26 protein-coding genes and 2 tRNA genes are annotated in these 23,979 nt (G+C 35.0%); 11 read left to right on the top strand and 17 right to left on the bottom strand.

The window, feature by feature from the left end; genetic code table 11:
* Positions 1 to 40: 40 nt before the first annotated feature.
* Positions 41 to 2,116, top strand: coding sequence for a DEAD/DEAH box helicase (locus tag Q4P18_RS02130; RefSeq protein WP_303335016.1), 2,076 nt, complete (start codon positions 41 to 43; stop codon positions 2,114 to 2,116).
* Here the strand turns inward: Q4P18_RS02130 and Q4P18_RS02125 are convergent.
* The 4 genes from Q4P18_RS02125 to Q4P18_RS02110 form a co-directional block, all read right to left on the bottom strand.
* Positions 2,107 to 2,664 carry a DUF2115 family protein gene (locus tag Q4P18_RS02125; protein ID WP_303335014.1) on the bottom strand — a complete coding sequence of 186 codons (558 nt, stop codon included), beginning with the start codon at positions 2,662 to 2,664 and terminating at the stop codon, positions 2,107 to 2,109. The two genes, Q4P18_RS02130 and Q4P18_RS02125, sit on opposite strands and share 10 nt — an antisense overlap.
* A gap of 68 nt (positions 2,665 to 2,732) precedes the next feature.
* Positions 2,733 to 3,215 carry a DUF308 domain-containing protein gene (locus tag Q4P18_RS02120; protein WP_303335012.1) on the bottom strand — a complete coding sequence of 161 codons (483 nt, stop codon included), beginning with the start codon at positions 3,213 to 3,215 and terminating at the stop codon, positions 2,733 to 2,735.
* Positions 3,216 to 3,331: 116 nt separating this feature from the next.
* On the bottom strand, positions 3,332 to 3,634 hold the full coding sequence (locus tag Q4P18_RS02115) for a DUF2098 domain-containing protein (RefSeq protein WP_303335010.1): 303 nt from the start codon (positions 3,632 to 3,634) through the stop codon (positions 3,332 to 3,334).
* A 14-nt stretch (positions 3,635 to 3,648) separates the two neighbouring features.
* Entirely contained in the window at positions 3,649 to 3,903 is a 255-nt protein-coding gene (locus Q4P18_RS02110) for a PRC-barrel domain-containing protein (protein ID WP_303335008.1), read from the bottom strand.
* A 102-nt stretch (positions 3,904 to 4,005) separates the two neighbouring features.
* Between Q4P18_RS02110 and Q4P18_RS02105 the strand changes: the two genes are divergently transcribed.
* Both Q4P18_RS02105 and deoC read left to right on the top strand, forming a co-directional pair.
* Positions 4,006 to 5,667 carry a tRNA uridine(34) 5-carboxymethylaminomethyl modification radical SAM/GNAT enzyme Elp3 gene (locus tag Q4P18_RS02105; protein ID WP_303335006.1) on the top strand — a complete coding sequence of 554 codons (1,662 nt, stop codon included), beginning with the start codon at positions 4,006 to 4,008 and terminating at the stop codon, positions 5,665 to 5,667.
* Positions 5,668 to 5,727: 60 nt separating this feature from the next.
* A complete protein-coding gene (gene deoC, locus Q4P18_RS02100) occupies positions 5,728 to 6,450 on the top strand; it encodes a deoxyribose-phosphate aldolase (protein ID WP_303335004.1) in 723 nt (240 codons plus the stop codon).
* A gap of 115 nt (positions 6,451 to 6,565) precedes the next feature.
* On the opposite strand, the gene Q4P18_RS02095 is transcribed toward deoC, so the two are convergent.
* From Q4P18_RS02095 to tes, 8 genes are all read right to left on the bottom strand, one after another.
* Positions 6,566 to 6,638: transfer RNA gene (locus Q4P18_RS02095), tRNA-Phe, on the bottom strand.
* Between the two features lie 3 nt (positions 6,639 to 6,641).
* Positions 6,642 to 6,713, bottom strand: a tRNA-Val gene (locus Q4P18_RS02090).
* 131 nt (positions 6,714 to 6,844) lie between these two features.
* Entirely contained in the window at positions 6,845 to 7,045 is a 201-nt protein-coding gene (locus Q4P18_RS02085) for a histone family protein (RefSeq protein ID WP_178784731.1), read from the bottom strand.
* Positions 7,046 to 7,361: 316 nt separating this feature from the next.
* Positions 7,362 to 8,639, bottom strand: a complete 1,278-nt coding sequence (locus tag Q4P18_RS02080) for a tRNA (N(6)-L-threonylcarbamoyladenosine(37)-C(2))-methylthiotransferase (RefSeq protein WP_303334999.1) — start codon at positions 8,637 to 8,639, stop codon at positions 7,362 to 7,364.
* A 9-nt stretch (positions 8,640 to 8,648) separates the two neighbouring features.
* Positions 8,649 to 9,266 carry an HVO_0476 family zinc finger protein gene (locus tag Q4P18_RS02075; protein ID WP_303334997.1) on the bottom strand — a complete coding sequence of 206 codons (618 nt, stop codon included), beginning with the start codon at positions 9,264 to 9,266 and terminating at the stop codon, positions 8,649 to 8,651.
* 14 nt (positions 9,267 to 9,280) lie between these two features.
* Positions 9,281 to 9,766 carry a homoaconitase small subunit gene (gene hacB / locus Q4P18_RS02070; RefSeq protein WP_303334995.1) on the bottom strand — a complete coding sequence of 162 codons (486 nt, stop codon included), beginning with the start codon at positions 9,764 to 9,766 and terminating at the stop codon, positions 9,281 to 9,283.
* A gap of 13 nt (positions 9,767 to 9,779) precedes the next feature.
* Positions 9,780 to 10,766 carry a beta-ribofuranosylaminobenzene 5'-phosphate synthase gene (locus tag Q4P18_RS02065; protein ID WP_303334993.1) on the bottom strand — a complete coding sequence of 329 codons (987 nt, stop codon included), beginning with the start codon at positions 10,764 to 10,766 and terminating at the stop codon, positions 9,780 to 9,782.
* A gap of 42 nt (positions 10,767 to 10,808) precedes the next feature.
* Complete coding sequence (tes, locus tag Q4P18_RS02060; protein ID WP_303334991.1) at positions 10,809 to 12,317, bottom strand: tetraether lipid synthase Tes; 1,509 nt, start codon at positions 12,315 to 12,317, stop codon at positions 10,809 to 10,811.
* Positions 12,318 to 12,484: 167 nt separating this feature from the next.
* Here tes and Q4P18_RS02055 point away from each other — a divergent pair, with 167 nt between their 5' ends.
* Positions 12,485 to 13,051 (top strand): CDP-2,3-bis-(O-geranylgeranyl)-sn-glycerol synthase, encoded by a 567-nt coding sequence (locus tag Q4P18_RS02055; RefSeq protein ID WP_303334989.1) that lies wholly within the window; start codon positions 12,485 to 12,487, stop codon positions 13,049 to 13,051.
* Here Q4P18_RS02055 and Q4P18_RS02050 read toward each other — a convergent pair.
* The 4 genes from Q4P18_RS02050 to truA are packed head-to-tail and all read right to left on the bottom strand — an operon-like array spanning position 13,048 to position 17,356.
* A complete protein-coding gene (locus Q4P18_RS02050) occupies positions 13,048 to 14,067 on the bottom strand; it encodes a hydantoinase/oxoprolinase family protein (protein WP_303334987.1) in 1,020 nt (339 codons plus the stop codon). The two genes, Q4P18_RS02055 and Q4P18_RS02050, sit on opposite strands and share 4 nt — an antisense overlap.
* Position 14,068: 1 nt before the next feature.
* Positions 14,069 to 15,166, bottom strand: a complete 1,098-nt coding sequence (locus Q4P18_RS02045) for an ATP-grasp domain-containing protein (RefSeq protein ID WP_303334985.1) — start codon at positions 15,164 to 15,166, stop codon at positions 14,069 to 14,071.
* Positions 15,150 to 16,472 (bottom strand): non-hydrolyzing UDP-N-acetylglucosamine 2-epimerase, encoded by a 1,323-nt coding sequence (wecB, locus tag Q4P18_RS02040; protein ID WP_303334983.1) that lies wholly within the window; start codon positions 16,470 to 16,472, stop codon positions 15,150 to 15,152. Before wecB ends, Q4P18_RS02045 begins: the two co-directional genes overlap by 17 nt.
* A 20-nt stretch (positions 16,473 to 16,492) precedes the next feature.
* A complete protein-coding gene (truA, locus tag Q4P18_RS02035) occupies positions 16,493 to 17,356 on the bottom strand; it encodes a tRNA pseudouridine(38-40) synthase TruA (RefSeq protein WP_303334981.1) in 864 nt (287 codons plus the stop codon).
* A 113-nt stretch (positions 17,357 to 17,469) separates the two neighbouring features.
* Here truA and hisA point away from each other — a divergent pair, with 113 nt between their 5' ends.
* From hisA to pyrI, 5 genes are read left to right on the top strand one after another with little or no spacing between them, the layout of a single operon-like run.
* Complete coding sequence (gene hisA / locus Q4P18_RS02030; protein ID WP_303334979.1) at positions 17,470 to 18,207, top strand: 1-(5-phosphoribosyl)-5-[(5-phosphoribosylamino)methylideneamino]imidazole-4-carboxamide isomerase; 738 nt, start codon at positions 17,470 to 17,472, stop codon at positions 18,205 to 18,207.
* Between the two features lie 11 nt (positions 18,208 to 18,218).
* Positions 18,219 to 18,677 carry an adenylyltransferase/cytidyltransferase family protein gene (locus Q4P18_RS02025; RefSeq protein WP_303334977.1) on the top strand — a complete coding sequence of 153 codons (459 nt, stop codon included), beginning with the start codon at positions 18,219 to 18,221 and terminating at the stop codon, positions 18,675 to 18,677.
* A 1-nt stretch (position 18,678) separates the two neighbouring features.
* Complete coding sequence (gene argC / locus Q4P18_RS02020; protein ID WP_303334975.1) at positions 18,679 to 19,698, top strand: N-acetyl-gamma-glutamyl-phosphate reductase; 1,020 nt, start codon at positions 18,679 to 18,681, stop codon at positions 19,696 to 19,698.
* Positions 19,699 to 19,708: 10 nt separating this feature from the next.
* Positions 19,709 to 20,200, top strand: a complete 492-nt coding sequence (locus Q4P18_RS02015) for a flavodoxin (protein ID WP_303334973.1) — start codon at positions 19,709 to 19,711, stop codon at positions 20,198 to 20,200.
* Positions 20,201 to 20,212: 12 nt separating this feature from the next.
* Positions 20,213 to 20,692: an aspartate carbamoyltransferase regulatory subunit gene (pyrI, locus tag Q4P18_RS02010; RefSeq protein WP_303334971.1), complete on the top strand. Its 480-nt coding sequence runs from the start codon at positions 20,213 to 20,215 to the stop codon at positions 20,690 to 20,692.
* 5 nt (positions 20,693 to 20,697) lie between these two features.
* Here the strand turns inward: pyrI and Q4P18_RS02005 are convergent, their stop codons facing one another.
* Entirely contained in the window at positions 20,698 to 21,909 is a 1,212-nt protein-coding gene (locus Q4P18_RS02005) for a GMC family oxidoreductase N-terminal domain-containing protein (RefSeq protein ID WP_303334969.1), read from the bottom strand.
* A gap of 111 nt (positions 21,910 to 22,020) precedes the next feature.
* Here Q4P18_RS02005 and Q4P18_RS02000 point away from each other — a divergent pair, with 111 nt between their 5' ends.
* Positions 22,021 to 23,391 (top strand): TldD/PmbA family protein, encoded by a 1,371-nt coding sequence (locus Q4P18_RS02000; protein ID WP_303334967.1) that lies wholly within the window; start codon positions 22,021 to 22,023, stop codon positions 23,389 to 23,391.
* 28 nt (positions 23,392 to 23,419) lie between these two features.
* The gene (locus Q4P18_RS01995) at positions 23,420 to 23,977 is read left to right on the top strand and encodes a TIGR00296 family protein (protein WP_303334965.1); all 558 of its coding nucleotides are present in this window, start codon (positions 23,420 to 23,422) and stop codon (positions 23,975 to 23,977) included.
* The last annotated feature ends 2 nt before the right edge of the window (positions 23,978 to 23,979 follow it).

Raw genomic sequence — 23,979 nt, 5'->3', positions numbered from 1 at the left:
TAATAATATTACAATACTATTAATATTAAGAGAGGATAATATGGAGACATTACAATCAGATATAAAAACCATAATTAATGACAGCTATCCTTATATTGAAGAATTTAATCCTGCACAAAAAGCCGTTATAGAATCTGGTTATTTAGAAGATGATGATAATTATATTATTTCAATTCCAACAGCAAGTGGAAAAACAGTACTTGGAGTCTTAGCTGCTCTTAAAACTATACTTGATGGAGGAAAGGCGGTTTATGCCGCACCATTACTATCAATACAAAACGAAAAGGTTAAAGAATTTAAAAAATTTGAAGATCATGGAATTACCGTTGGAAGACATCCAAACAGTTCCGATTTATCTGTAATGGTTTTTGAATCATTTGATGCACTTACAAGATTTTCCTGGAATACTTTAAGGGATGTCGATACATTAATTATTGATGAATTCCATATGATTGGAGAATACAGCAGAGGCCCTACTTTGGAAGCTGCAATTACAAGAGCCAAAATAATAAACCCTAATCTTAGGATAATAGCTTTATCTGCAACTTTACAAAATATTGGGGAAATCGAAGAATGGCTTGAAAGTAAAACTGTAACCCACGATTACAGGCCGGTTCCATTGAACAAGGAAGTTTTAGATGCTGAAATGTTTGGAACCAAAAATAAGAATGACGTTATTGTAAAAATTATCGAAAAATCAATTGAAGACGATACACAGGCATTGTCCTTCGTTTCAACAAGAAGATTTACAGAAAGCCTTTCAACATATGTCGCTAAAAAAATCAATAAAAAGTTGACAAAAGAACAAAAAGAGAAGTTTAAAGAAGTAGCCGACAAACTTCTGGAAGTTCCCAAGAAAAAAGGCTCACTTCCAACCAGCACATGTCTTAAACTTGCAGAAAGTGCTGAGAAAGGTGTTGTTTTCCACCATGCGGGACTTTTTAATGAGCAGAAGGAGATTATTGAAGACGAATTCAGAGCTGGAAATATTTTGATGATTGCCGCCACACCAAGTCTTATGTATGGAGTTAATCTACCTTCAAAATCTGTTGTTATTCGTGATTATACTCGTTGGACCAGCAATGGCCCTGCAAACATTCCTGTTTTTGATTATGAGCAAATGTCTGGAAGAGCTGGAAGGCCACAATATGACACTGAAGGAAATTCTTATTTGATTGCTAAAACCATGGATGAGGCTTATGACTTGAAAGAAAGATATGTTGAAGGGGAAGTTGAAGCAACCAACTCTAAACTTGTTGACAATAAAGATGCTATCTTTAAACAGATTATAGCTCAAATCTCAAGCGGATTGTCAAGAAATATTGATGAACTTGCGGAATTCTTTGATAAAACTTTATACGGATTTCAAATGAAGAACAATCCTTCAATGGCAATGTTTGCTTCAGATAGCATAAAATGGGAAATTGAATCTGCCTTGGAATTTTTACTTCAAAACGGAATAATAAGAGCAACACCGGAAGGATTGAAAACAACTGATTTTGGAAATCTAATATCAAAATCAAACTATAGTGTTGAAACTGCGGTTAAAATAAAAGAATATGTTTCATCAATTAATGAATTCAACCCTTACGAGTTAATCTATGCATTGTCTGAAACTCCAGACATGCCATTGATTTCATTTAAAGGAAGAAAAAGTAAGGATCCTGTGCGTGACAAGCTATCAGAATCTGGGCTTTTTGCTGTTGATATCGGCAACCCTGAAGCAACAGCAGTCTCTTTAATTGAATGGATAAACGAGAAAAATGAATATGAAATAGAAAACGCATATCATGTTTACTCTGCATCTACTAGGCGCTCCGCATATGAGGCATCCCTGCTTGTAAAATTTGCAAAACAAACCATGGAAATTCTTGGAAACTATTCCATACTAAAAGATCTGGATTACCTGTCAGCAAGACTTTACTATGGAGTAAAAGAAGATATCATCCCTCTCGTTGTAGGAGTTAAAAGGCTTGGAAGAAGAAGAGCAAGGGATATTGTGAAAATATTTGGAACCGATTTAAGCAATGTAAAGGAATCAGAACTTCAGAAAATCGATGGCATAGGGCCTAAATTGGCTGAAAGAATTGTAAATTTCTCACAAAATCAAGTATGAATATTCGGTGTCTGTTCTGCTAAACAAAACATGCAAAGAGCATTTATATTGTCTTTTTGTGCATCCTTAACAGGACAGTAAAAAATACCGTTCTCCTCATAAACTTCCAGATTTCCAGGAAACAGGCTTCCAACAGGATGCATTGGCTCTTCCTTAATGAAAGTTACATAAAGAGAGGTTATTGCAATGATCAACCTAAAGTTAGGGTCCAATCCATCATCCTCAATTCCTTTATTGTATCCATATTCCAAATTTATTAACCCCTTTTCAAAAAGTCCCTTATCTATTGAGCCTTCAATTTCAAAATCCACATCCAACAGCTCCTTAACACTTAAAATAAAGACTTTTACATAAGGTTCTACAAATTGATCCTGATATTCCTCTTGAACGAATTCAACCCCTTTGCGCATACTGGCGGCGGCCAACATCAAATCATATACTGAAATATTCTTCCCATACTTCTTTAGAATGTGCAATAACTGCTTTTTAGATATTTTTTCATTATGATTTAAATCTTTCAAGTCTTGAAAAATAGCCTCGTCAATCATCAATTATAATATATGAAAACGAATATAAAAAATTTTATAAAAAAAAAGAAAATAAAAGTGGAGAATGCTTAATATTCTCCAATAGCTACACCAAATCCGTCAACGATTAAAGCAACACCAATGATGATAGCTACATAAACTGGTCCCATCATTGCAAAGTATCCTAAGAATACGGTAATAATACCTAATATAATGGATAATACTGCAATTCCTTTGTTAAATCCATTGTGGAATAATCTCATAATACCTGCGATGATTATCATAAAACCAAAGACATAAAGGTATACGCTTACGAATAAGTCAAAGACTAAAACGTTGAAGAAGACTATATAACCACATATGATTGATAAAATTCCCAAAATAATGTATGCTACTGTTGATCCTTTTGAAATACTCCATACATTTCCAGAAGCGATTAAGTAGTAGATTCCTAAAATGAAGAATGCTACACCAAATACTACTGATAAAGCGAAGTTACTTGCAAAAGGGAAAATTAATATTAAAAAACCTAAAATTATTGCTATAATTCCAAGGATTGTCCTGTTTTCCATATTCTCACCTTTTATATATCTATTACATTGAAATAATTCAAATGTAATATACAATAGTGAGAACTCATATATAAAGTTAATGTTTAAAAAAAGTAAAAAGTTAGAAGATAAAGGTTTTATCCTCCACCTTCAGCAACATTAGAATTGAGTTCAATATTCTCTAAATCTAATGCATTGTCTTTAATGGCATCGATGTCGACCTCTTTATCTTCACCATAGATGCGTTTTTGTTTTAAATCTTTTTCATCTAATACTTCAAGCAGATTAGAAACATACCATAGGCCTGTTTTATCCAATCTTACCCAACCAACATCATCTTCAAGTTTTAATTCAATAACTTCACCTATAGTACCAGTGTTAACATATCTAACCTGGTAACCTATATTGATAGGCTTGTCACGAGCGTCAACAACTACCATTAATTATCACCGATTTAATCTTCTTTTTCAACTTTTACAGGTTTTGTTTCTTTTGGAATTTCTTTTTTAAGAATAATGTAATCCCCGATAGCTGCAATGTCATCGAATGGAACTTCCACTTCATCTTTGCTGATGAGATTTTTTTTCAATCCGATTACAATTCCTTCCACTGCACCAGTTTCTGGGTCAAATTTTACATCTTCTACTTTTCCAACTGCTTTTGCGTTTTTATCAAGTACAGCCATTCCTTTAATTTCACTTAAATACATATATATCACCTTTTTTAAAATTTTTTATATTCTTAAAGAAATATAAATAAACATTAATTAAAAACATATATAAAATTAACTATTGACTAAATGGTGATAATTATGGAAAAAGCATGTCGAATTATTATTAAGGATATTATAGATGGAAAAATATCTACTCGACGTGAATTGGAAGTTGAAAAAAGACAGCTTTGCAGGGATTTGAAGTTATCGAAATTCATGAGCAATTCAAATATTCTTGAATTTGCAACAGCAGAAGAAAAGGAAATCGTTTCCAACATACTGAAAAAGAAGCCTACCAGAACAATGTCCGGAGTTGCAATAGTTGCCGTAATGTGCCATCCCCATGATTGTCCTCATGGAAGATGTTTCTATTGTCCTAAAAGTGATATTGCTCCACCTAGCTATACTGGTGAGGAACCTGCTGCGCTTAGAGGAAGAATGTTTGAATTTCATCCATATGTTCAAACTTTCAACCGTTTGAAACAGCTTAAAAAGATTGGTCATCCCATTGACAAGGTTGAGCTTATCATTATGGGAGGCACATTCCCTTCAAGAGATCCCTGTTATCAGGAATGGTTTGTCAGCCAATGCCTAAAGGCCATGGTTGATTTCGGACTAATACTTACCAACGAGCCAAGGGACGATAGCTATGATTTGGACAAGGTTAAAATCAGGCAATATGAAGAGGGAATCTTGAAGACCTATTCTCCAAACGATTACGTGTTAATCGAGGATGTTCAAAAGGCAGATGAGTCATCGAAAGTAAGGTGTGTTGGAATGACCTTCGAGACCAGGCCGGATTTCTGCAAGGAAGAGCATGTGGACAGAATGCTTAATATGGGAGTTACCCGTGTGGAGCTTGGGGTTCAGACATTGTATGATGATCTCTACACCAAGATTAAAAGAGGCCACACCATACAGGACACCATTGATGCCAACAGAATTCTCAGGGACTCTGCCGTGAAAGTAGCTATGCACATGATGCCAGGATTGTTTTTAACCCCAGAACAAGACCTGAAAATGTTTAAAAAGCTTTTCAGTGATGAGAATTTCATGCCAGACATGCTTAAGATCTACCCATGCCTTGTAACAAAGGGAAGTGAATTGTATGACTTGTGGCTCAGTGGTGAATATGAGCCATACAATGATGAAGAGGCCGTTGACTTAATTGTAAAAATCAAGAAAATTCTTCCAAAATGGGTAAGAACCATGAGAATACAGAGAGACATTCCTTCCACACTTATTGATGCCGGCGTTCAAAAGTCAAACTTGGGAGAGCTGGTTTACAACAGATTAGAGGAAGAGAACATTAACTGCCAGTGCATCAGATGCCGTGAAATCGGCCATAAAAAAACAGAACAGAATTATTCATTGGATCAGTTCCATATTTTCGAGGAATCCTATAATTGCTGTGGAGGGCTGGAGACATTCATATCCGTAGAGGATGAGAATGAAGAAAGCCTGGCCGGATTTTTAAGGCTTAGAATGCCTTCCGATAAAGCCCATAGAAATGAAATTACTGACAAAACAGCTTTAATCAGGGAATTGCATGTATATGGAAATATGATGCAGATTGGCCAGGAAAACAAAAACGTTGGCCAGCATTCAGGATTTGGTGAAAGATTGCTTAAGAGGGCTGAAGATATTTCAAAGGATATGGGAAAAGATGAAGTTCTTATAATTAGCGGAATCGGATCTAGAAATTACTATCGTAAGTTTGGCTATGAAAGAAAAGGACCATACATGGCTAAAAAAATATAATGCACAAATATTAAATAGTAGTTCGTATATATACTAACTAAATAGAAGAGGGGATATATTATGTATAGAATAAAAAGTGCTAAAGACTTAGCAGGACATATTGAATACAATAATCTCAATAACCTTGCAACAGAAGAAGAAATGAAAGCATTTCTTGAAACTGCAAAAGAATTTGATTTTTATGGAATTACAATAAACCCAAGCTTTGTTGAACTTGCAAAGGAAACTCTCAAAGACACCGATATGAGTATCGGGACTGTAATCAGTTTCCCATTAGGCTTTGACACCATTGAAGCTAAAATTAAAGAAGCTGAAACCGCAGTAGAAAGTGGAGCTGACGAAATAGGCATGGTAGTCAACATCTCACAAATCAAGGATGGAAACTATGCTGCCGTTGAAGAAGAAGTTTCAAAAGTAAAAGAAGCAATTGGAGACAAAATTCTCAAGGCAATCATTGAATCAAAAGCATTGGATGATGAGGAAGTAATAAAAGCTGCACAAGCAATCGAAAAAGGCGGAGCAGACTATATTGAAACCGGAACCGGCTTTGTAAGTCCAAATACAATTTACGAAGACGTAAACCTAATAAACATCATTCAGAAATATGCTCCAAAAATAAAAATCAAAATAACAGGCGGAGTTAACATCTACAAAATAGCTAACCAGCTATTGACTGGTGGAGCAGACCTTATTGGTTCCAACGAAGGATATAAAATCGTAAAAGATTACCAAGATTTAAGGGAAAATACAAAAATAACTCCAAAGCCAATTAAGTTTGATTAAAAACTTAATTCTTCTTTTTTTTAAATTTTTTTATAGAAATTAATTAAACTCTTTTTTGAAAAATAAACAAAGCAATAGCTAATATAAAAATAATTACAGAAAAATAAGTTAGGAATGCCATGGGCCGGACTTGAACCAGCGACATCTAGATCTTCAGTCTAGCGTTCTCCCAACTGAACTACCATGGCATATGGACCGAACGAGATTCGAACTCGTGATCTCCTCCATGTCAAGGAGGAATCATACCCCTAGACCACCGGTCCTATACAACATTTAATACTTTATCCAATAATATATATAAATGTTTTGGTAATCACCGATAGTCAAAATTAAAAAAAATATAAATTGACCACAAGAAATGGCCAATAGATTTTAAATAAAATACTAAAAAAGCCTATTTGATAGCTAATTTGATATCTTCAGCTTTTACAGTTTTTCTACCAGCGTGGCGTGCGAAATTTACAGCTTTTTGTGCGATTTCGTTACCTTTTTCTTCTAATGCTTCAGCTAATGCAATTTTTGCATCATCACTAATTCTTTGTGCGCCAGCATTTTTTAAGATACGACCGACTGGTGCGATTGGTAATTCACTCATAATTACACCTCCAATTAAATAGTAGATTAAGATACTATATAAATGTATCGGTAAAAATGGCTAAATTCGATTAGAAATATATAGTTAGTAGTTATAAGTTATTATTTTTAAAAATAAAATATCTAAAATTAATATTGTGAAAATTAAAAGAAAAAATAAATAAAACTATAAAAAAAAGATTAAATAAAAATTTAATAAAAATTCCATCATAAAAAAGAAGTACCCTAAAAAGCCTTAAAAAAATTAAAGCAAAGACAATATTAATAATAAATTAAAAGACAAAAATGAAAATAAAATAATAATAAAATAAACGATTTTAATCCACTAAAACACCTTTTAAATATGTAGAAGTTGTTTCAGTTATTTTTACTCTAATAAAATCGCCTAATTTTACATTATCTACAATTATTGGAATGTAAGAATCTGATTTGGCTATGAATCCACCTTTAGAACCTTTTTCAACAACTAAAGCATGTTGTATTGTTCCTAAAAGTTCATCATTTTCTTTTTTTGTAATTGAATCTTTAATTTTTGACAAATGTTTTGAACGTTGTTTCATAACGGTGTGAGGAATCTCCTTCAAATCAGATGAAATAGCTCCTTTCCTATGCTGATACTTAGATAGATGAATCAGACTTGGCCTGATTTCTTCAAGGAGATTGCAGGTCAATTCAAAATCCTCATCTGTTTCAGTCGGATAACCTACGATAATGTCTGTAGCTATTGTAATGTCAGGAATTTCCTTCTTGAATTTTTCAACAATTTCCCTATACTGATCAAGATTGTGACCTCTCCTCATCTCTTTCAATACCTTGTCACTTCCTGTTTGTACGGGCAAATGGATAAAATTATATACCTTCGGATGTTTAATAGCTTCAATTATTTCATCGACATTCCTTAAGACGTTTTTAGGGTGCATCATTCCAACACGTATACGAAAATCTCCATCTAAATTGCTTACCTCTTTGATTAAATCGGCTAAGTTTTCACCTGTGTCTAACCCATAAGCTGCAGTGTCCTGAGCGGTAAGCTGAATTTCAGCAGCGCCATTGTCAATTGCCTTTCTAACATCCTCAACAATATCATCAATAGGATAGCTATTTAATGCCCCTCTTGCAAAACGGGTACAGCAGAAAGTGCAAGCTCCAGTACAGCCTTCACATATCTGCACAATATGAATAAAAGAATCATCAGTAACCTTATTTACATTAACTTTGGATTCCTTGGAAAATCCACACTCCCTTGTAACTTCCCCACAATAGGCCTTTTCAACAACATCAGCCGTTTTATTAAGTTGATGAGGCCCAATCCAACTGCAGTCAGGCCCAATCTTCTCCAATTTTTCAGGATCGATTTCAACCATGCACCCGCCGACAATAATCTTCTTGTTAGGAAACTCCTTCTGAAGCTTTTGAATCCTATAAACAATCTTGTTTTCAGTCGGAAGCTTTACATAACAAGAGTTAACAATGATAACATCAGCATCTTCAATAGAATTAGTTAATTGGATGTCATTATCTTCCAATACGCCAGCCATGATTTGGGCATCGGCTTTATTAAATGTACATCCATAACTTTCAATAAAAACTTTCATAATATCAAATTAAGTTTTTTTAACAATATATTTGGTTAAATCATAGTCATAGTTGTTGAAACGTATCGGCCTGCCGTAAACCCTTTTAATTACGTCGGCCTTTGCAAATCCACTGGTAATCTTTCTTTCGATTGTTTTGATAACATGGATTTTGACAATGTGCTTGTCGATTTTAACTATGTCTTCAGTAGATATTTGGAAATCCCTATCCAAGTCAAGCTTATAGGAATCCACTTCCCCATGCAGATCTACGGAAAATCCTATACGAACAGGAATCTCAATAGATGAAGCCCAAATGGTAACAATATCTTCAATTTTGGATTTGCCAACCCTTTTTTCTTTGGTTTCAATTGCAGATACCATTACTTGACCCACTTCAGACAACAATACATCTCCAACTTCCAAAGTATCATCTGGAGACAAATCTATAGTTGTTTTAATAGAATCTTCATTTTCACTAATAATTATCCTGTAAGGTTTAGGTTTTTTAGCTGAAAAAGTATCCTTAAATACGTGTTGACAATCATTACATTTTAACAATAATTCTTCTACAATCTTCTTTTTAGAGGATTTTTGTTTTGAATTTAAAATTTCAATATCCTCAGATCCACAAATTGGACATTCCATATTCAATCCCCCATCTATTCGTTTTCTTTCAAATAATGATTTACAAGACCTTCATCGTTGAGGATATCTAACATGAAGTCTTTGAAGGGTTCAAAAGTATCCTCAACCCCAGTGGTTTCATTTACTATAATCCCTTTTGCCAAATCAATTTTTAAAATATCCCCATCTTTAGCTTCAATGTCGCTAACAACAACTGGTAAACCTATGTTAATTGCATTCCTATAGAAAATTCTTGCAAATGATTTTGCAACAATAGCATCCACACCTGCTGTTTTAATAGCTACAGGCGCTTGTTCTCTTGATGATCCACAGCCAAAATTTTCATCCGCAACAATTATGTCTCCTTTCTTAACATTTTTGGTAAAATCAGGACGTTCCCCTTCAAGAACATGATCAGCAAGGTCCTGAGGGTTAAAAGTTCTTAAATATCTTCCAGGGATAATAACATCAGTATCTATATTTTCCCCAAAAGTCCATGTTTTTCCTTTAATTTCATCCATAATATCACAAGCTTTATTTAATTATTTCATGACCTGAATTTTTAGCTTTTGTAGTGAAAACTATACCATCGTCACCAACATACTCTTTCATCTCATCAACAATATACTTATTGTTTTTATCGAAAATAGTGTAAACTGTAGGACCGAATGAACTCATTCCAACACCATAAGCCCCCAATTCCCTCATTTTATTCATTAAATTCTTAAGTTTATCTGTTTGAAGTTCCACTTCGACTTTTTTGAATCCCAAATTCTGAATCTTATCAATAGCTGTTCCAAATGCAGGCAAATTCTTTTCAAGCAAGAATGGAACCATATTCATGAAAATCAAATGGGAAACCTCCAATACCTCATTTTTAGGAAGAGGGCAGTAGTCCTGGAAAATGTTTACTTCTTCCTTTCCACTAACGCCATCAGCACTGCTTAAAATCACTATTAAGATTTCCCAATCTTCAGGAAAATCATAATTGGCGAATAACAATGGAGGACGTACCTCAGAAGCAGCAGATGGTAAAAAAGAATCCTTTTCTTCTATACTACGACCGGCATCAATAATGAAACCGCCTTTATCAAAAGCAAATGTTCCAATTCCTGAAGTTCCACCACGACCTATAATAGTGCTTAAAGTCAATGAGTCCAAAGAATCCCCATTGAATTCTGAAATAAGCTTGGCTGTAGATAAGGCTATTTGAGTACCGGAACCCAATCCTGAATGAGGAGGATATGCTTTCATAACTTTAAAATAGAAACCTCTACCATCATCATAATACTCAATCATTTTACTTGCGGCATCATTGATTTTCTTGTTATAATCTTCAATAATACGATTATCCACTATAGAATCGTCAAAATCGATTTGGATGCCTTTTTCAGAAGGTTCGGCAAATAAAACGAAATTAGGATCTTGTAATGTAAGACCAATACCTCCATCAATACGACCATATGCTCCAGACAAATCTATTAAAGACATGTGGAGTCTTGAAGGTGATTTAATAATCATATGAAACAGTCCCAGTATAAAAAGAATATGAAAAGAGTTTAATTACTCTTTTTTAGATTTTAATGGTGTTGAAAACTCTTCTTCAATTCCTTCTCTATAAATTGAATTCATTGAACAGAATGGAATGATTCTTCCATCTGGAGTTGCATAATGGATAACGCATTTTTTAACCCTATCTTCATCAAAGTTAAATGGATCCATGAAGTGCATGCATGAAATGAGCATTGCATCTTTAGAGAATTCGCCTAAAGCATCATAAGACCTGTGTGTAAATACATTTAACAAGATTTTAGTAATGTCCAGGTTTTTAGGTTTTTTATCCTTGTTGATTAATTTAGGCAATTCTGTAGCTGCTTTTGCAAGGGTTCTTTTCTTAATACCAAATCCTCCTTCTTCAATCCTGTCAGAGTATTTGTCCAGTAATTCAAAGAATCCATCAACATCAATAAAGTCAGTAATAGGAATCAATTTGTCAGGCTTGTCTGGGTCTTCGCTTTCCTCAATGAAAACATAAGTAGCTATACCACAATGTTGGCTACAGTTAAGGGTAACACTAGCTGGTTCGCCGTCCATAATACCCATAAATCTTGAAACTGGTTCAACAGATGATGGAGGGTAGAAATTTTCAGGCTGCAAATCTCCCAAGGTTTGTTCTGATACCAAATTGACAAAATCAGGAATGGTTATTCTTTGTTCTTCTACTGCATCAGAAGGAGTTCTTCCTGCAAATGAAACAGGCTGGAAGTTTACTCCATAAATTATGTCTCTGTTTTCAAATGCGAATTTAATAATGTCCCCTATTTGGTGATCATTTACTCCGCCAACAACAGTAGGCACTAAAACCATACCAAGGCCTGCTTTTCTACAGTTTTCAATGGCTTTAAGTTTTTGTGGAAGTAAATCCTTTCCTCTACTTGCAATATATGGTTCTGGTGTTACACCATCGAATGCCATATATACTGTGTTTAATCCTGCATCTTTTAATTCCTGAGCAAAATTTTCCTTCCTAGCTAATCTTAAACCGTTTGTAGCTATTTGAACATGGGTAAAACCCTCTTCCTTAGCCATTGCTATGAGTTCAACAATATCTTTACGTACTGTTGGTTCACCACCAGCATATTGAATTGCAGGGGTTGGGAAAGGTTTTAGATTTCTTAAGTTTTTAAGCATTTGTCTGATTTCATCCTGTGTAGGATCATATAACCTTCCAGTTTGAGCCGCGTTTGCAAAACAAATCGGACAGCGTAAATTACAACGATTAGTTACATCTATCAATCCCAATACGGTAGAAGTATTATGTTTTTCACAAAGGCCGCAGTTTTCAGGACAGGCCCCTTCTTTTTCCACTGCAGGATTTTCAACGTGTCTAATTGTTGGTTCAAAGTTATTTACTTTATGATATAAATCAGCGTCACTCCAATAAGTGTTAACAAATTCCCCGTGTTCTTCACAGGTTTTTTTAATGTAAATTTTTCCGTCTTCCTCATATACCTCAGCATCAAGTGTTTTTAAACATTCCGGGCATAAACTTTTAGTATCTTTAATTTTCAAAAAAGCACCTCCAAATATCTTAATACAAGTGAATTTCGGTAATTTTGATAATTTTTATAATATAATAATATTAATACTCCCAACTATTTAAATTTAATTGCCATAAATATGAAAATTTAAATAAAATCACTTTCAAATAGATAATTATACTAAATGGAGATTGATGAATGTTAACAAACTTTGAAATATTATTATTTTCATGCCTAACAACGGTATTTTTTATTCTTCCAGCCTACGCTTCAAACAGTGGAGGATTATTGTTTGGAGGAGGCACTCCCGTTGATTTTAGAAAATCAGACAAAAAGGGAAATCGTTGGATTGGAGATGGGGTGACTTGGAAAGGCCTTATTGGAGGAACTATTTTTGGAACTGTTGTTGGAGCCATTCAAGGTTTTTTTGGTCCGTTCATTATGGCAAACTTTGGAAGCTACATTTTCACTCCAATATGCACAAGTCTTGTTGAAGGAATCATCGTAGGATTCCTATTGGGATTGGGAGCTCTTGTTGGAGATGCCATCGGAAGTTTTCTAAAAAGAAGAATTGGAATAGGCAGGGGAAAACCGGCACCTATCCTTGATCAGGCAGACTTCATATTGGTTGCCTTGCTTTTCGTATCTGTAATTGTTAAGTTTGACTGGATGTTTGTTGTAATTGCCATAGTAATTACTATTTTTATCCATTTGATCTCAAATTCACTTGCATATCTGTTTGGAATTAAAGATGTCTGGTATTAGATGGCTTTGTTCATCATGACTGCAGTTCCTACAGCCGGCGCAACAACGCACTGCTCATCAGTCAGTATTTCGCCCATGGATTGGACTTTTAAACCCAATAGTTCTGCAGCCCTTTTATCGAGAATGTCCTTTCCAAGACCTGTTGTTACAATCAAATCCAACCCTTGTGTTTTTGATACTTGATTTAAGCCATCTGCGATTTGTGCCACTTGGGCTTTGTGTATAAAACTAGCTATTTTTAAAATGTCCTCTTCGGACAACATATCCATATCTGCACAAAGAACGCGAGCAATTCTTTTCATGCAATCGAATTTGGATTTTCCTTCCCCGTCGAATGTATCGCAAACATAATCAGACTCGTCAATCAAATCCAAAACCATATAAACGTCAGCGGTTTGTGCAAACAGTTCGGAAGCTACCCTATATTCATTTCCATTAAATGGAATCTTTTCAAGAAAACTGGCAAGATTTGTCCTTAATGTACCGGTATATACCAGCTCTCCAGTGGCCAATCTTTCGAAGTCTGAATTGCCTATTGCACATTGCTTTCCGTTCTTGATTGGAATGATGTCTGTGGTTGTGCTTCCTGTGTCGATGAAAATACAGTTGTCACTAATTAAAGTAGCTATTTCACAGGTGGCTATCCAGTTTGCAGCTGCTGCATTTAAAGGATTTGCTTCTATCTCTTCTCTTGTAAGAATTCCATCAAGACCCACATATCCAATAGGGCAGTCAAATGTCCTTTCACATTTTTCCACAATGTCCAGAACACCATCCTTTTTTGTATCATATGCATCAACAAGCTCAGCAGTCATGGATATTCCAACTGCATCAATTTCATCAATAGGACATATCTTTTCAATCAAATCAACCAACACATTCTGCAAATCATCATTGTTACTCCACATTGGCAGGTATGCAAAATCCACTTCAATGTTCTTTATTTCATCGCCGTCAAAGTCAATAATGGCCAAATCTGTATTTGCACCTCCAATATCAAAACCTGCAATCTTCATTTTAAAACACCTCAATCATAAGATGGTCCTTCACTTTCTTAAACTCAACATGACCATCGAAAGATATAATTTTCTCCAAATCTTCTGAATCCATTTTACCATCAATCCAATCAATAATGCTGTTTGCAATATTGAAATTAGCAATTTTTTGAAGCCCAACATATGGAGTGGTAAATCTGGAATTGATTTCAATCAAATAAACATTGTATAAATCTGTTTCATCAGGATTGAGTCTCAAATCAACTCCAACAAAACCGTTCAGACCTTCCAATGTTTCACAAGCCTTAATTGCCACTTCCAAAATTTGATCTTTAAAGTCTGTTTCATATGGAAGCATTCCACCCAGATATCTTTCAAAATCACCCTTAATCTCAACAAACTGCTTGTTGATACTTAAAGGTATTGCCTTGCCGTCATGAACCATCAAACTTACGCTAATATCTTCACCATCAATGAATTCCTGAACAAGGATTCTGGAACCTGGAGGAAATATATCTTCCAAATCATAGCTTAACTCATCAATGTCATTCAGAATTACTACATTTTCACAGTCAACACCATTTATTGGCTTTATGATGAGTTTAAGCTTTGTTAATGGATCTTCAGCCTGCCATTTCTTATAGAGATTCTCAACAGCACGTTTCCAATAACCTTTAGAATCAATTTTAAACTTATTTGTAAGAGGCTGTGGAACGGCACCGTACAATGACTCAAATAATTCAAACTTATCTGAGCTCTTGAAACATGCCTCAGAATTGGAATTATAAATAAAAATATCCTTATCCTCCAAAATCTTGGCAATATTGTAAAGATGATTGTCATTTTCAGCGGCAATATATATTGCCTTTTCAAATCCATCCAAATTATCCTTCAAATAATCCTCCAAACTCCCTTCTATAATTATGGGATTTACATTGCTGTAGCCATCAGCAACATGCTTATAGGTATTATTTAAAATAATAGTTACATCAAAATCTTTTAAATCATCTAAAAGAGCACGAATAAGAGCTTCAGCTTCTGAACTTATGCATTTATCGTTTTCTCCAGAAGCAGTAAAATATTCAAATGCCAAAATAGAGTTCTTAGTTGTATTTGTCATAAGCAATCATCAAGTTTTTAAGGTTTAAGTCATCGTGAGGGAATAGCATTTCTTCATTGTTGTAAACCAAATGAATCAAAGCACAATAGCGATCTTCAAACTCCGCTACAGTAATATCCTCATTTACAACAGCCATTTTTCTTTTGAATGAAGTCATAATATCATCAGGAGCTTCAATGGTAAGCAACCCTTCCTCATAGAACTTCTCAATAGCATCAAGAGTCCTAATGGCAGAAGTACCATCACCATATGGATTTTTAGCTGATTTCATGCTTTCTGCAAAATCATCGTCTTCCAGAATTTTTCTAACAAAACCTACAATAACATCGGTGTCTGCACCAACCAATATGTTTCCACCAGCAGTTACTGTTTCAGGCCTTTCCGTATTGTACCTTAATGTTAATGCCGGGACATCAAGAGTTATGGCCTCTTCCTGAAGACCTCCTGAGTCTGTTAAAATTAAATCTGAATTAGATTGAAGAACTAAAAAATCAAGATATCCCAATGGCTTTACCATATGAATATGATCCAATGAATCCAATTCATCATATAAACCGAAATTCTGCAAGGTTTTCTGGGTTCTTGGATGGATTGGGAAAATGATATTGGTCTCTGTCAACTCTTTTAATGCATTGATGATGCCCTTTAAACGAGTTTCATCATCCACGTTCTCTGCCCTGTGCATAGTTAAAGTAATCACATTATCCAGATTGTCGAAATCTATTTCCCTTAAAGATTCCTCTTCAATTTCTCTTTTTTTAGCTATTTCCAAATGTCTAAAACAAGCGTCGACAACACTATTTCCTGTTATTATCATTTTTTTATGAGAAATATTCTCTGCAAGCAAGTTGATGGCTGCATCTTCTGTTGGAATAAAATACATTGCAGAACAAACATCACTTACCTTACGGTTAATCTCTTCAGGCATAGTGTCATCAAAAGAACGTAAACCGGCTTCCACATGACCTACAGCAATATGAAGCTTGGCCGCAACAAGGGACCCTGCCAAAACAGCATTTGTATCCCCCTGAACAAGAACTATATCAGGTTTTTCGTTTATTAAAATGTCTTCAATTCCCTCCATAACCAAACCTGTCTGCTTACCGTGAGAAGCTGAACCTACGGATATATTGTAGTCAGGCAATGGAATTTCCAGATCTTTAAAGAAATTATCGGACATTTCTTTGTCATAATGCTGTCCTGTGTGAATTAGGACCACATCCATATCTCTTTTAGTAATTTCATCAATAATTGGCGCCATTTTAATAATTTCCGGCCTAGTTCCAAGTACAATAGCTATTTTCATATTACCCCTCATAAATAAATTTAGTGCAAATCATTTAAACTTTTTATTATTGATTCCTTAATCGCATAATCCCTTTGAAGATTTGTCAGATTATTGACCAATTCCTTTTTAAATCTTCTGCAGGCATAATCGTCATATGTGAACTTTATCCCATCGTAAACAATGTCCATCAAAATAAGATAATCAGGTTCCAAAACCTTTATATTGGCTCTTGGAGCGTTTTCTTCAGGATTCAGCAATTCCTCAACCCTATCCAAATCCATCTTGCCCAAGCCAACGTCCACAAAGACCCTCATCATCTTGCGAACCATATTCCATAGGAAGCTTTCACCATAGATATCAACAAAAATTGGAGAAATGGTGTCATGCAAATTTGGAAATTCTTTCTTGTGGAAATCTTCCAGTTCAACCTTATTGATTTTAATGTCTGAAATTGTTCTTGTTGTTGTCTTCTGGAAACGCTTTGTAAAATTGGTGAAATTATGGGTTCCCTTAAATATTTCGGCAACCTCATTAAGCTTGTCAAAGTCCAAATCTTCACGAAACAGCATATAGCGATACTGGCGCATTTCAGCATATCTCGGTTTAAAACCAAACCTTACAGGGGCCTTTGCAAGAATCTGAATATCATCAGGCAAGCTGTTGTTGATCTCGTTTACTCGAACTTCCTTTTCGCTTTGAAAACTGATTACATTTCCCAAGCTATGAACTCCTGCATCGGTACGACCTGCAATTCTAAATCTGGACTTTTTCAAATCGTCAATATATCCCAATTTTCTTAAATGATAAATTAATTCTTCCTCAACCGTCCTTAAATCAGGTTGTCTTTGAAATCCATGAAAATTAGTTCCAATATATCCAATTTTTAAAGCCGTCCTTTTCATATTAAAATATTATATAAATCAAATAATAATAATTTTATGATTGAATAATAGCTAATTTTAATTATAACAATATTACATAAATAATATATTATAATATAATTAAGAGGTTTAAAATGTCATTTAAAAAAGATGAAATGTTAATAATGCCTGCTGTCGACGTTAAAAATGGAAAGTGCGTGCAGCTTGTTCAGGGAAAGCCAGGAAGCGAAATGGTTCAGATTGAAAATCCTGAAAAGGTAGCTAAAAAATGGGAAGACATGGGAGCGGACGCATTGCACATAATCGATTTGGATGGAACAATAAACAAAGAATCCAATTTTCCAGCTCTTAAAAAGATAGTGGATGAAGTTTCAGTTCCAGTACAGATTGGTGGTGGGATTAGAAGTACCGAATATGCTAAAGAACTTCTTGATTTGGACATTGAAAGAGTCATCATAGGAACCATGGGAATAATGCATCCCAAAACCTTGACAGAATTGTCTGATGAATATGGTTCAGATAGAGTGATGGTTTCCCTTGACAGCAAAGACAATAAAGTCGTAATTAAGGGATGGCAGGAAAATATTGACAAAACCCCTGTAGAGCTTTCAAATTCAATGAAGGAAGCTGGAGCAGGAAGTATCCTTTTCACCAACGTCGATGTGGAAGGATTGCTTGGTGGATTTAATTTAGAACCTCTTAACAACCTTAAAAATTCAGTAGACATTCCAATAGTTTACTCTGGAGGCATTTCCAGCATTGAAGATGTGAAAGAGCTAAACAAGACCGGAGTTGAAGGTATCGTAATTGGATCTGCACTATATAAAGACAAGATTGACTTGAAAGAAGCATTGAAATATCAAAAAAGATAGGTGTGAAAGTAATGAAAAAAGTAATGGCAAGTGGAACGTTTGATATATTACATCCTGGCCATGGAATATACCTTGAAGAAGCTAAAAAACTTGGTGGTGATGATGCTGAACTTTATGTGGTCATAGCTCGTGATTCCACCGTTAAGAAAAATAAAAGAACCCCAATTGTAGGTGAAAATCAGCGCAGAGACCTTATACAGATGTTGAAACCTGTTGATGAGGCAGTTCTTGGAAATGAGGATGGAGACATATTCAAAATTGTGGAAGAAATAGATCCGGACATAATTGCAATTGGCCCTGACCAATGCCATAACGAGGAAAAAATCCAAGAGGAAATTAATAAGAGAGGTCTTAAAGCTAAGGTTGAACGTGTGAATGTTTATCATGATGCAAAGCTGGACAGCAGCTGTAAAATTATTAAAAAAATTAAAAATACTGACTTTAAAGATAAATTAGATGATTGTGATTAAAATGACAAACGTAGCTATTGTAGGTGCAAGCGGATATACAGGTGGAGAACTTCTAAGGATGCTCTTAAACCATCCCGAAGTGGAAGTTACAGAAATTACATCCAGACAATATGATGGAGTGGAAGCTCATAAAATACACCCACATATTAGAGATTCAGGACTTGTTTTTAAGAACAAGCAGCCATCCGAACTAGAAGCAGACATTGTGTTTACAGCAACTCCACATGGAGCTTCAATGAAAATTGTCCCAGACATTTTAGAAACTGGTGCAAAGGTAATTGACCTAAGTGGAGATTACAGATACAAATCAAGAGACGTCTATGAGAAATGGTATGGGATGGAGCACACCAGCGATGCTGAAGCCGTATATGGACTTCCTGAAATATACAGGGATGAAATCAAAAAGGCAAATCTGGTAGCTAACCCAGGATGTTTCCCAACAGGAGCTATTCTCTCATCATACCCTTTAATTAAAAACAATATTGTTGATAGAATAGTTATTGATTCAAAAACTGGAGTCAGTGGTGCTGGAGTTAATCCAAGCGAAACAACACATTATCCCAATATTGCGGACAATGTAAATCCTTATAAAATTTCAACCCATAGGCACATGTCTGAAATTCAACAAGAATTGAAAGGATTTGAAGGCGTTAAAGTTTCATTTACCCCTCATTTGGTCCCTGTAATTCGTGGAATACAAACAACAAGCCATAGCTTTTTAAATGAAGAAAATGAAGATATAACACCTGAAGAGATTAGGGAACTATATCAAAAAGAATATGGTGATGAATATTTTATTAAAATTATGGATGAAGGGGAAATCCCACACCTAAGTTCTGTTCGCGGATCCAACTTTGCCCATATTGGCGGATTTGAAATAGATGAAACCGGAAGACTTGTAATGTTATCCGTAATCGATAATCTTGTTAAAGGAGCATCAGGTCAGGCAATCCACAATATGAACATCTTACTTGGACTTCCAGAACAAACAGGTTTAACACATTTCGGCCTTCACCCATAAGGAGAGTCAGATGAAAACTTTAATAATATACTATTCAGAAAGTGGATCTACAGAAATAATTTCAAAGGTATTGGCATATAATCTAAATGCGGATATAGTTATGATTCAAGACTTGAAACCAAGAGATGGATTTAAAAACAGGCTAACCGCATCTTTTGACGCATTTCGTGAAAATAAAACTGAAATTTATCCACCAACACTCAATCTGGAAAATTATGACTTAATATATATAGGAACACCAGTATGGGCATCCAAACCAAGTCCTGCAATCAGCACAATTATCGATTCATGTGACTTGAGAAGAAAGGATGTTATCCTATTTACAACAATGACCTCTTCCGGCGGAGCTGCAACCATTGAAAAACTTGAAAAAAAAGTCAAAGCTCGTGGAGGACGTGTTGTTGAAACATTTACAATAAAAACAAAAGATAAGGACATGAACAGACTCATGAGAGATGCTGAAAGTATTATAGACATTTTAGACTTAAAAATATATAAATAAAAAGGTTATTTTATGGATAAACTTAAAAAATCCGAACTAAAAATCAAAGCAATTGAAAACGGTACTGTAATTGACCATATTACAGCAAATGGTGCATTACATATTCTTAAAATATTGAACCTTCCAAATTCAGAAACAAAAAACGTTACAATAGCTATGAATGTATCTTCAAAGGAAATTGGGAGAAAAGATATTTTAAAAATAGAAAATAGAGAATTGGACTCTGAAGAAATTAATCAGATAGCATTGATAGCTCCAAAAGCGACCATTAATATTATTCGTGATTATAAACCAGTGAAAAAAGAAAAAATCATTCTTCCAAATAAGATTACTGGTTTGATAAAATGTACCAATTCAAAATGTATCACAAACAATATAAATGAACCAATAACACCTAAATTTACAGTTGTTGAAAAATATCCTCCTGTAGTCAGGTGCCATTATTGTGAAAAATTGATAAAAACAGAAGATATCGAAAAACAATTCGAATAATCTTCTTAATTTTCTATTTTTAAATAATCCGCCAATCTTTTTGAAAGTGCAAGTATTGTTAAAATCGGCGGTTTTCCTGGAGATATTGGAAGTACGCTTGCATCGTCAACAAACAAACCCTCAATAGAGGTTTCCAAGTTGCTGTCAACTATTTCCCCAATAGCTGCTGAACCACCAGGATGCGCTCCCCTGTAAACTGTGGATTTAATGGTGTTTACATCAACCCCTGCTTTTTCCAGAATCATGCCTGCCGCTGCACAGCCTTCAGCCATATAACGAATGTCATTGATTGTATTTTCCTTTACAACACTGCCATCATCGTTAATGTAGCCCTTTCCATCGTCAGGAGTCTTTACCATAATTGCCAATATATCCTCATTGCTTACTGTCTCATCATGAATTTTATCCCTGATAAATGAGGAGAAATGAGGGGAAAGGACAAAATTATCACCAATTACAAGCCCTGCCATCTGGAGTTCCTTGTTAAAGTTAATTCCCTTGATGACGCCACCGATGGTTACGAAAGGATCGAAGAATAATTTTCTACCTGCATTTGAAATGCCCAATTTTCTCAAATATAATGGAGAATTAATAGCCCCTGCACAAAGGACAACAATATCTGATTGCAGTTTAAATTCCTCCCCGTCCTTTGAATATTTAACACCAGCAACAGCGTTGTTTTCTGTTAATATCCCAATATTTTCTGCCCCTGTTATCAATTGCGCTCCATTTTCAATTGCATCATCAACAAATGATTTGGAAGTCCATTTTCCATCTACAGGACAGCCCAATGCACACATTCCACATTGAACACATTTCTCTTCATATACTGCCTTTGGCATTTTAGATACATTCAAACCAAGTTCACCAGCAGCATCCAAAAATAGTCTGGTTCCGTCCCCTATATGGGAATCGTCCATTTCATGAACGTTGATAAGCTTTTCCACATAATCATACTCATCTGTCAAATCAATTCCATAGTCATTAAGCTCATTGTCCAATGCACGAACCATATTGGCCATGGATACGATAGTGGAACCTCCAACACAAGTGGTTGTAAGCAGATCTATATTTTCGTCATAGGCATCATAATGTTTGATTCCATCATTAGTCTCTATATAATCCCCCTTATCAATTATTGTAACCGGAATGTTAACCTTTGAAAGTTCATATGCAAGAATTCCACCACCTGCTCCTGAACCAATAATTATAACCATCGAATCACACCTTTAATTATTTAATTAATGAAAAATTATAAAAGTTTATACTAATATTATTCAATAAATATATAATATAAATAACTACATTATTAAATCAGGTGAAAAATCATGGAAGAATATATAGATCTATGCCAGAAGGTTATCTCAAAAACTATTCCTAAAGTAGATTACATTGATATTAGGGCAGGAAAAGGGAATAGTACTGGACTCATAATGAAAGATGGCAATATTGATGAGATAAACACTGGTAATCAATTAGGAGTTAGAATAAGAGTATTAAATAACGGAGCATGGGGTTTTGCCTATACTAATGATTTCTCAAAATTAGATGAGATAGCTGAAACTTCAATTAAATTATCCAATTCCCTTAAAGGAGAAGTGGAACTTGCAGAAAGTCCTGTTGTTAAAGATAAAGTAAAAACTGATGTTAAGATACCGGTTTCAGATGTGAGTATTGAAGAGAAGAAGGAGGTTTTGCTTGAGGCAAATAAAGCAGCGGATTTTGGAGAGATTGCAAGCATTACTGTAAATTATTCGGATAATGAATCCAATTCATTATTTTTAAATAGTGAAGGCTCCATAATTGAACAGCAGACCACAACAACATCCATGTCCCTCAACTCAGCAGCGAGCAATGGCGAAATGATTCAATTCGGCCATGGCAGCATAGGAGGAGTGAAAGGATTTGAGGTTATTGAAAATGAAGATATTGAAAAATTTGCAAGAGAAATATCTGAAAAGGCCATTAGGCTATTAAGTGCGGAAGCTGCCCCATCAGGACAATTCCCAATAATAGCTGACAATCTTCTAACTGGAGTATTCATACATGAAGCCTTAGGACATGCTGTTGAAGGTGATTTAATCTTACAAAACGATTCAATCCTTAAAGGCAAACTTGGAGAACGGATTGCATCAGACATTGTGAATATTTTTGATGACGCAAGTTTAAAGGACGGGTTTGGATACTATGCCTATGATGCAGAAGGTGTCAAAACAAAACCAAATCAACTCGTAAAAGATGGAAAACTTGTAAGTCTTCTTAATTCAAGAGAAAGTGCGGGAAAATTAGGTATGGAATCATCTGGAAATGCCAGATCATCAATATCTGACCAGCCAATTGTAAGGATGAGTAATACTTACCTACAGCCAGGAGACATGACTTTTGATGAATTAATAGAAGATATTAAAGATGGAATCTACCTTAAAGGTTCAAGAGGAGGTCAAGTAGACACTGGAAAAGGAATTTTCCAATTTAATGCTGCTGAAGCATATAAGATTGAAAATGGAGAGCTTACCAATACATTAAGAGATGTTTCACTTTCCGGAAATATTCTGGAAACACTTAAAAACGTTGATGGTGTTGGAAAAGACTTCAAATTAAGTGTTGGATATTGCGGTAAAGGAGGCCAAACTGCACCGGTAGGTGATGGAGGACCTCATACTAAAATATTAAATGCACTTGTAGGTGGAAGCCAATAATAAAAACAAAAAAAAGGAGATGAAAAAAATGATATCATATGAAAATGGACAATATTTAGTGGGATTGGCAAAAGAGGCCGTTTTGATTTATTTAGATGAAGGCAGAAAAATTGAAGTGCCTGAAGATTGTCCTGAAGAACTAAAAGAAAGAATGGGAATTTTCGTAACTTTAAATGAAAACAGACAATTGAGAGGATGCATCGGATATCCGGAACCTGTAGAAAGTGCAGTTCAGGCAACAATAGATGTAGCTATCGCTGCAGCATGTGAAGATCCAAGATTTCCGGAAGTAACCATGGAAGAATATCCTGAATTAACATTTGAAGTGACAGTACTATCCCCTCCGGAAAAGTTAGAAGTATCCGATCCTTTAGAATACCTGGAAAAAATAGAAATTGGTCGTGATGGCCTCATTATTCAAAAAGGATACAGGAGAGGATTATTACTCCCGCAAGTAGCAGTAGAACATAATATGGATGTGCAAGAATTTTTAGAGCACACCTGCATGAAAGCAGGAATAAGTGCAGATAGCTGGTTAGATGCAAGCAGCGACGTTTACACATTCCAAGGAAAAGTATTTCAGTGATT

It is taken from the genome of Methanobrevibacter sp. (genome assembly GCF_030539665.1).
Classification (GTDB): Archaea; Methanobacteriota; Methanobacteria; order Methanobacteriales; family Methanobacteriaceae; genus Methanocatella.
This window is presented reverse-complemented; position numbering and strand designations above follow the sequence as displayed.

Coding starts and splice junctions, on each gene's coding strand:
- Q4P18_RS02130 (WP_303335016.1), top strand. CDS start 41: ATGGAGACATTACAATCAGATATAAAAACCATAATTAATGACAGCTAT.
- pyrI (WP_303334971.1), top strand. CDS start 20,213: ATGGATAAACTTAAAAAATCCGAACTAAAAATCAAAGCAATTGAAAAC.
- Q4P18_RS02065 (WP_303334993.1), bottom strand. CDS start 10,766: ATGATTATTAAATCACCTTCAAGACTCCACATGTCTTTAATAGATTTG.
- Q4P18_RS02125 (WP_303335014.1), bottom strand. CDS start 2,664: ATGATTGACGAGGCTATTTTTCAAGACTTGAAAGATTTAAATCATAAT.
- Q4P18_RS02045 (WP_303334985.1), bottom strand. CDS start 15,166: ATGACAAATACAACTAAGAACTCTATTTTGGCATTTGAATATTTTACT.
- Q4P18_RS02025 (WP_303334977.1), top strand. CDS start 18,219: ATGAAAAAAGTAATGGCAAGTGGAACGTTTGATATATTACATCCTGGC.
- Q4P18_RS02105 (WP_303335006.1), top strand. CDS start 4,006: ATGGAAAAAGCATGTCGAATTATTATTAAGGATATTATAGATGGAAAA.
- argC (WP_303334975.1), top strand. CDS start 18,679: ATGACAAACGTAGCTATTGTAGGTGCAAGCGGATATACAGGTGGAGAA.
- hisA (WP_303334979.1), top strand. CDS start 17,470: ATGTCATTTAAAAAAGATGAAATGTTAATAATGCCTGCTGTCGACGTT.
- hacB (WP_303334995.1), bottom strand. CDS start 9,766: ATGGATGAAATTAAAGGAAAAACATGGACTTTTGGGGAAAATATAGAT.
- Q4P18_RS02005 (WP_303334969.1), bottom strand. CDS start 21,909: ATGGTTATAATTATTGGTTCAGGAGCAGGTGGTGGAATTCTTGCATAT.
- Q4P18_RS02075 (WP_303334997.1), bottom strand. CDS start 9,266: ATGGAATGTCCAATTTGTGGATCTGAGGATATTGAAATTTTAAATTCA.
- Q4P18_RS02015 (WP_303334973.1), top strand. CDS start 19,709: ATGAAAACTTTAATAATATACTATTCAGAAAGTGGATCTACAGAAATA.
- wecB (WP_303334983.1), bottom strand. CDS start 16,472: ATGAAAATAGCTATTGTACTTGGAACTAGGCCGGAAATTATTAAAATG.
- Q4P18_RS02115 (WP_303335010.1), bottom strand. CDS start 3,634: ATGGTAGTTGTTGACGCTCGTGACAAGCCTATCAATATAGGTTACCAG.
- Q4P18_RS02085 (WP_178784731.1), bottom strand. CDS start 7,045: ATGAGTGAATTACCAATCGCACCAGTCGGTCGTATCTTAAAAAATGCT.
- Q4P18_RS01995 (WP_303334965.1), top strand. CDS start 23,420: ATGATATCATATGAAAATGGACAATATTTAGTGGGATTGGCAAAAGAG.
- Q4P18_RS02110 (WP_303335008.1), bottom strand. CDS start 3,903: ATGTATTTAAGTGAAATTAAAGGAATGGCTGTACTTGATAAAAACGCA.
- Q4P18_RS02120 (WP_303335012.1), bottom strand. CDS start 3,215: ATGGAAAACAGGACAATCCTTGGAATTATAGCAATAATTTTAGGTTTT.
- Q4P18_RS02080 (WP_303334999.1), bottom strand. CDS start 8,639: ATGAAAGTTTTTATTGAAAGTTATGGATGTACATTTAATAAAGCCGAT.
- deoC (WP_303335004.1), top strand. CDS start 5,728: ATGTATAGAATAAAAAGTGCTAAAGACTTAGCAGGACATATTGAATAC.
- Q4P18_RS02055 (WP_303334989.1), top strand. CDS start 12,485: ATGTTAACAAACTTTGAAATATTATTATTTTCATGCCTAACAACGGTA.
- truA (WP_303334981.1), bottom strand. CDS start 17,356: ATGAAAAGGACGGCTTTAAAAATTGGATATATTGGAACTAATTTTCAT.
- Q4P18_RS02000 (WP_303334967.1), top strand. CDS start 22,021: ATGGAAGAATATATAGATCTATGCCAGAAGGTTATCTCAAAAACTATT.
- Q4P18_RS02050 (WP_303334987.1), bottom strand. CDS start 14,067: ATGAAGATTGCAGGTTTTGATATTGGAGGTGCAAATACAGATTTGGCC.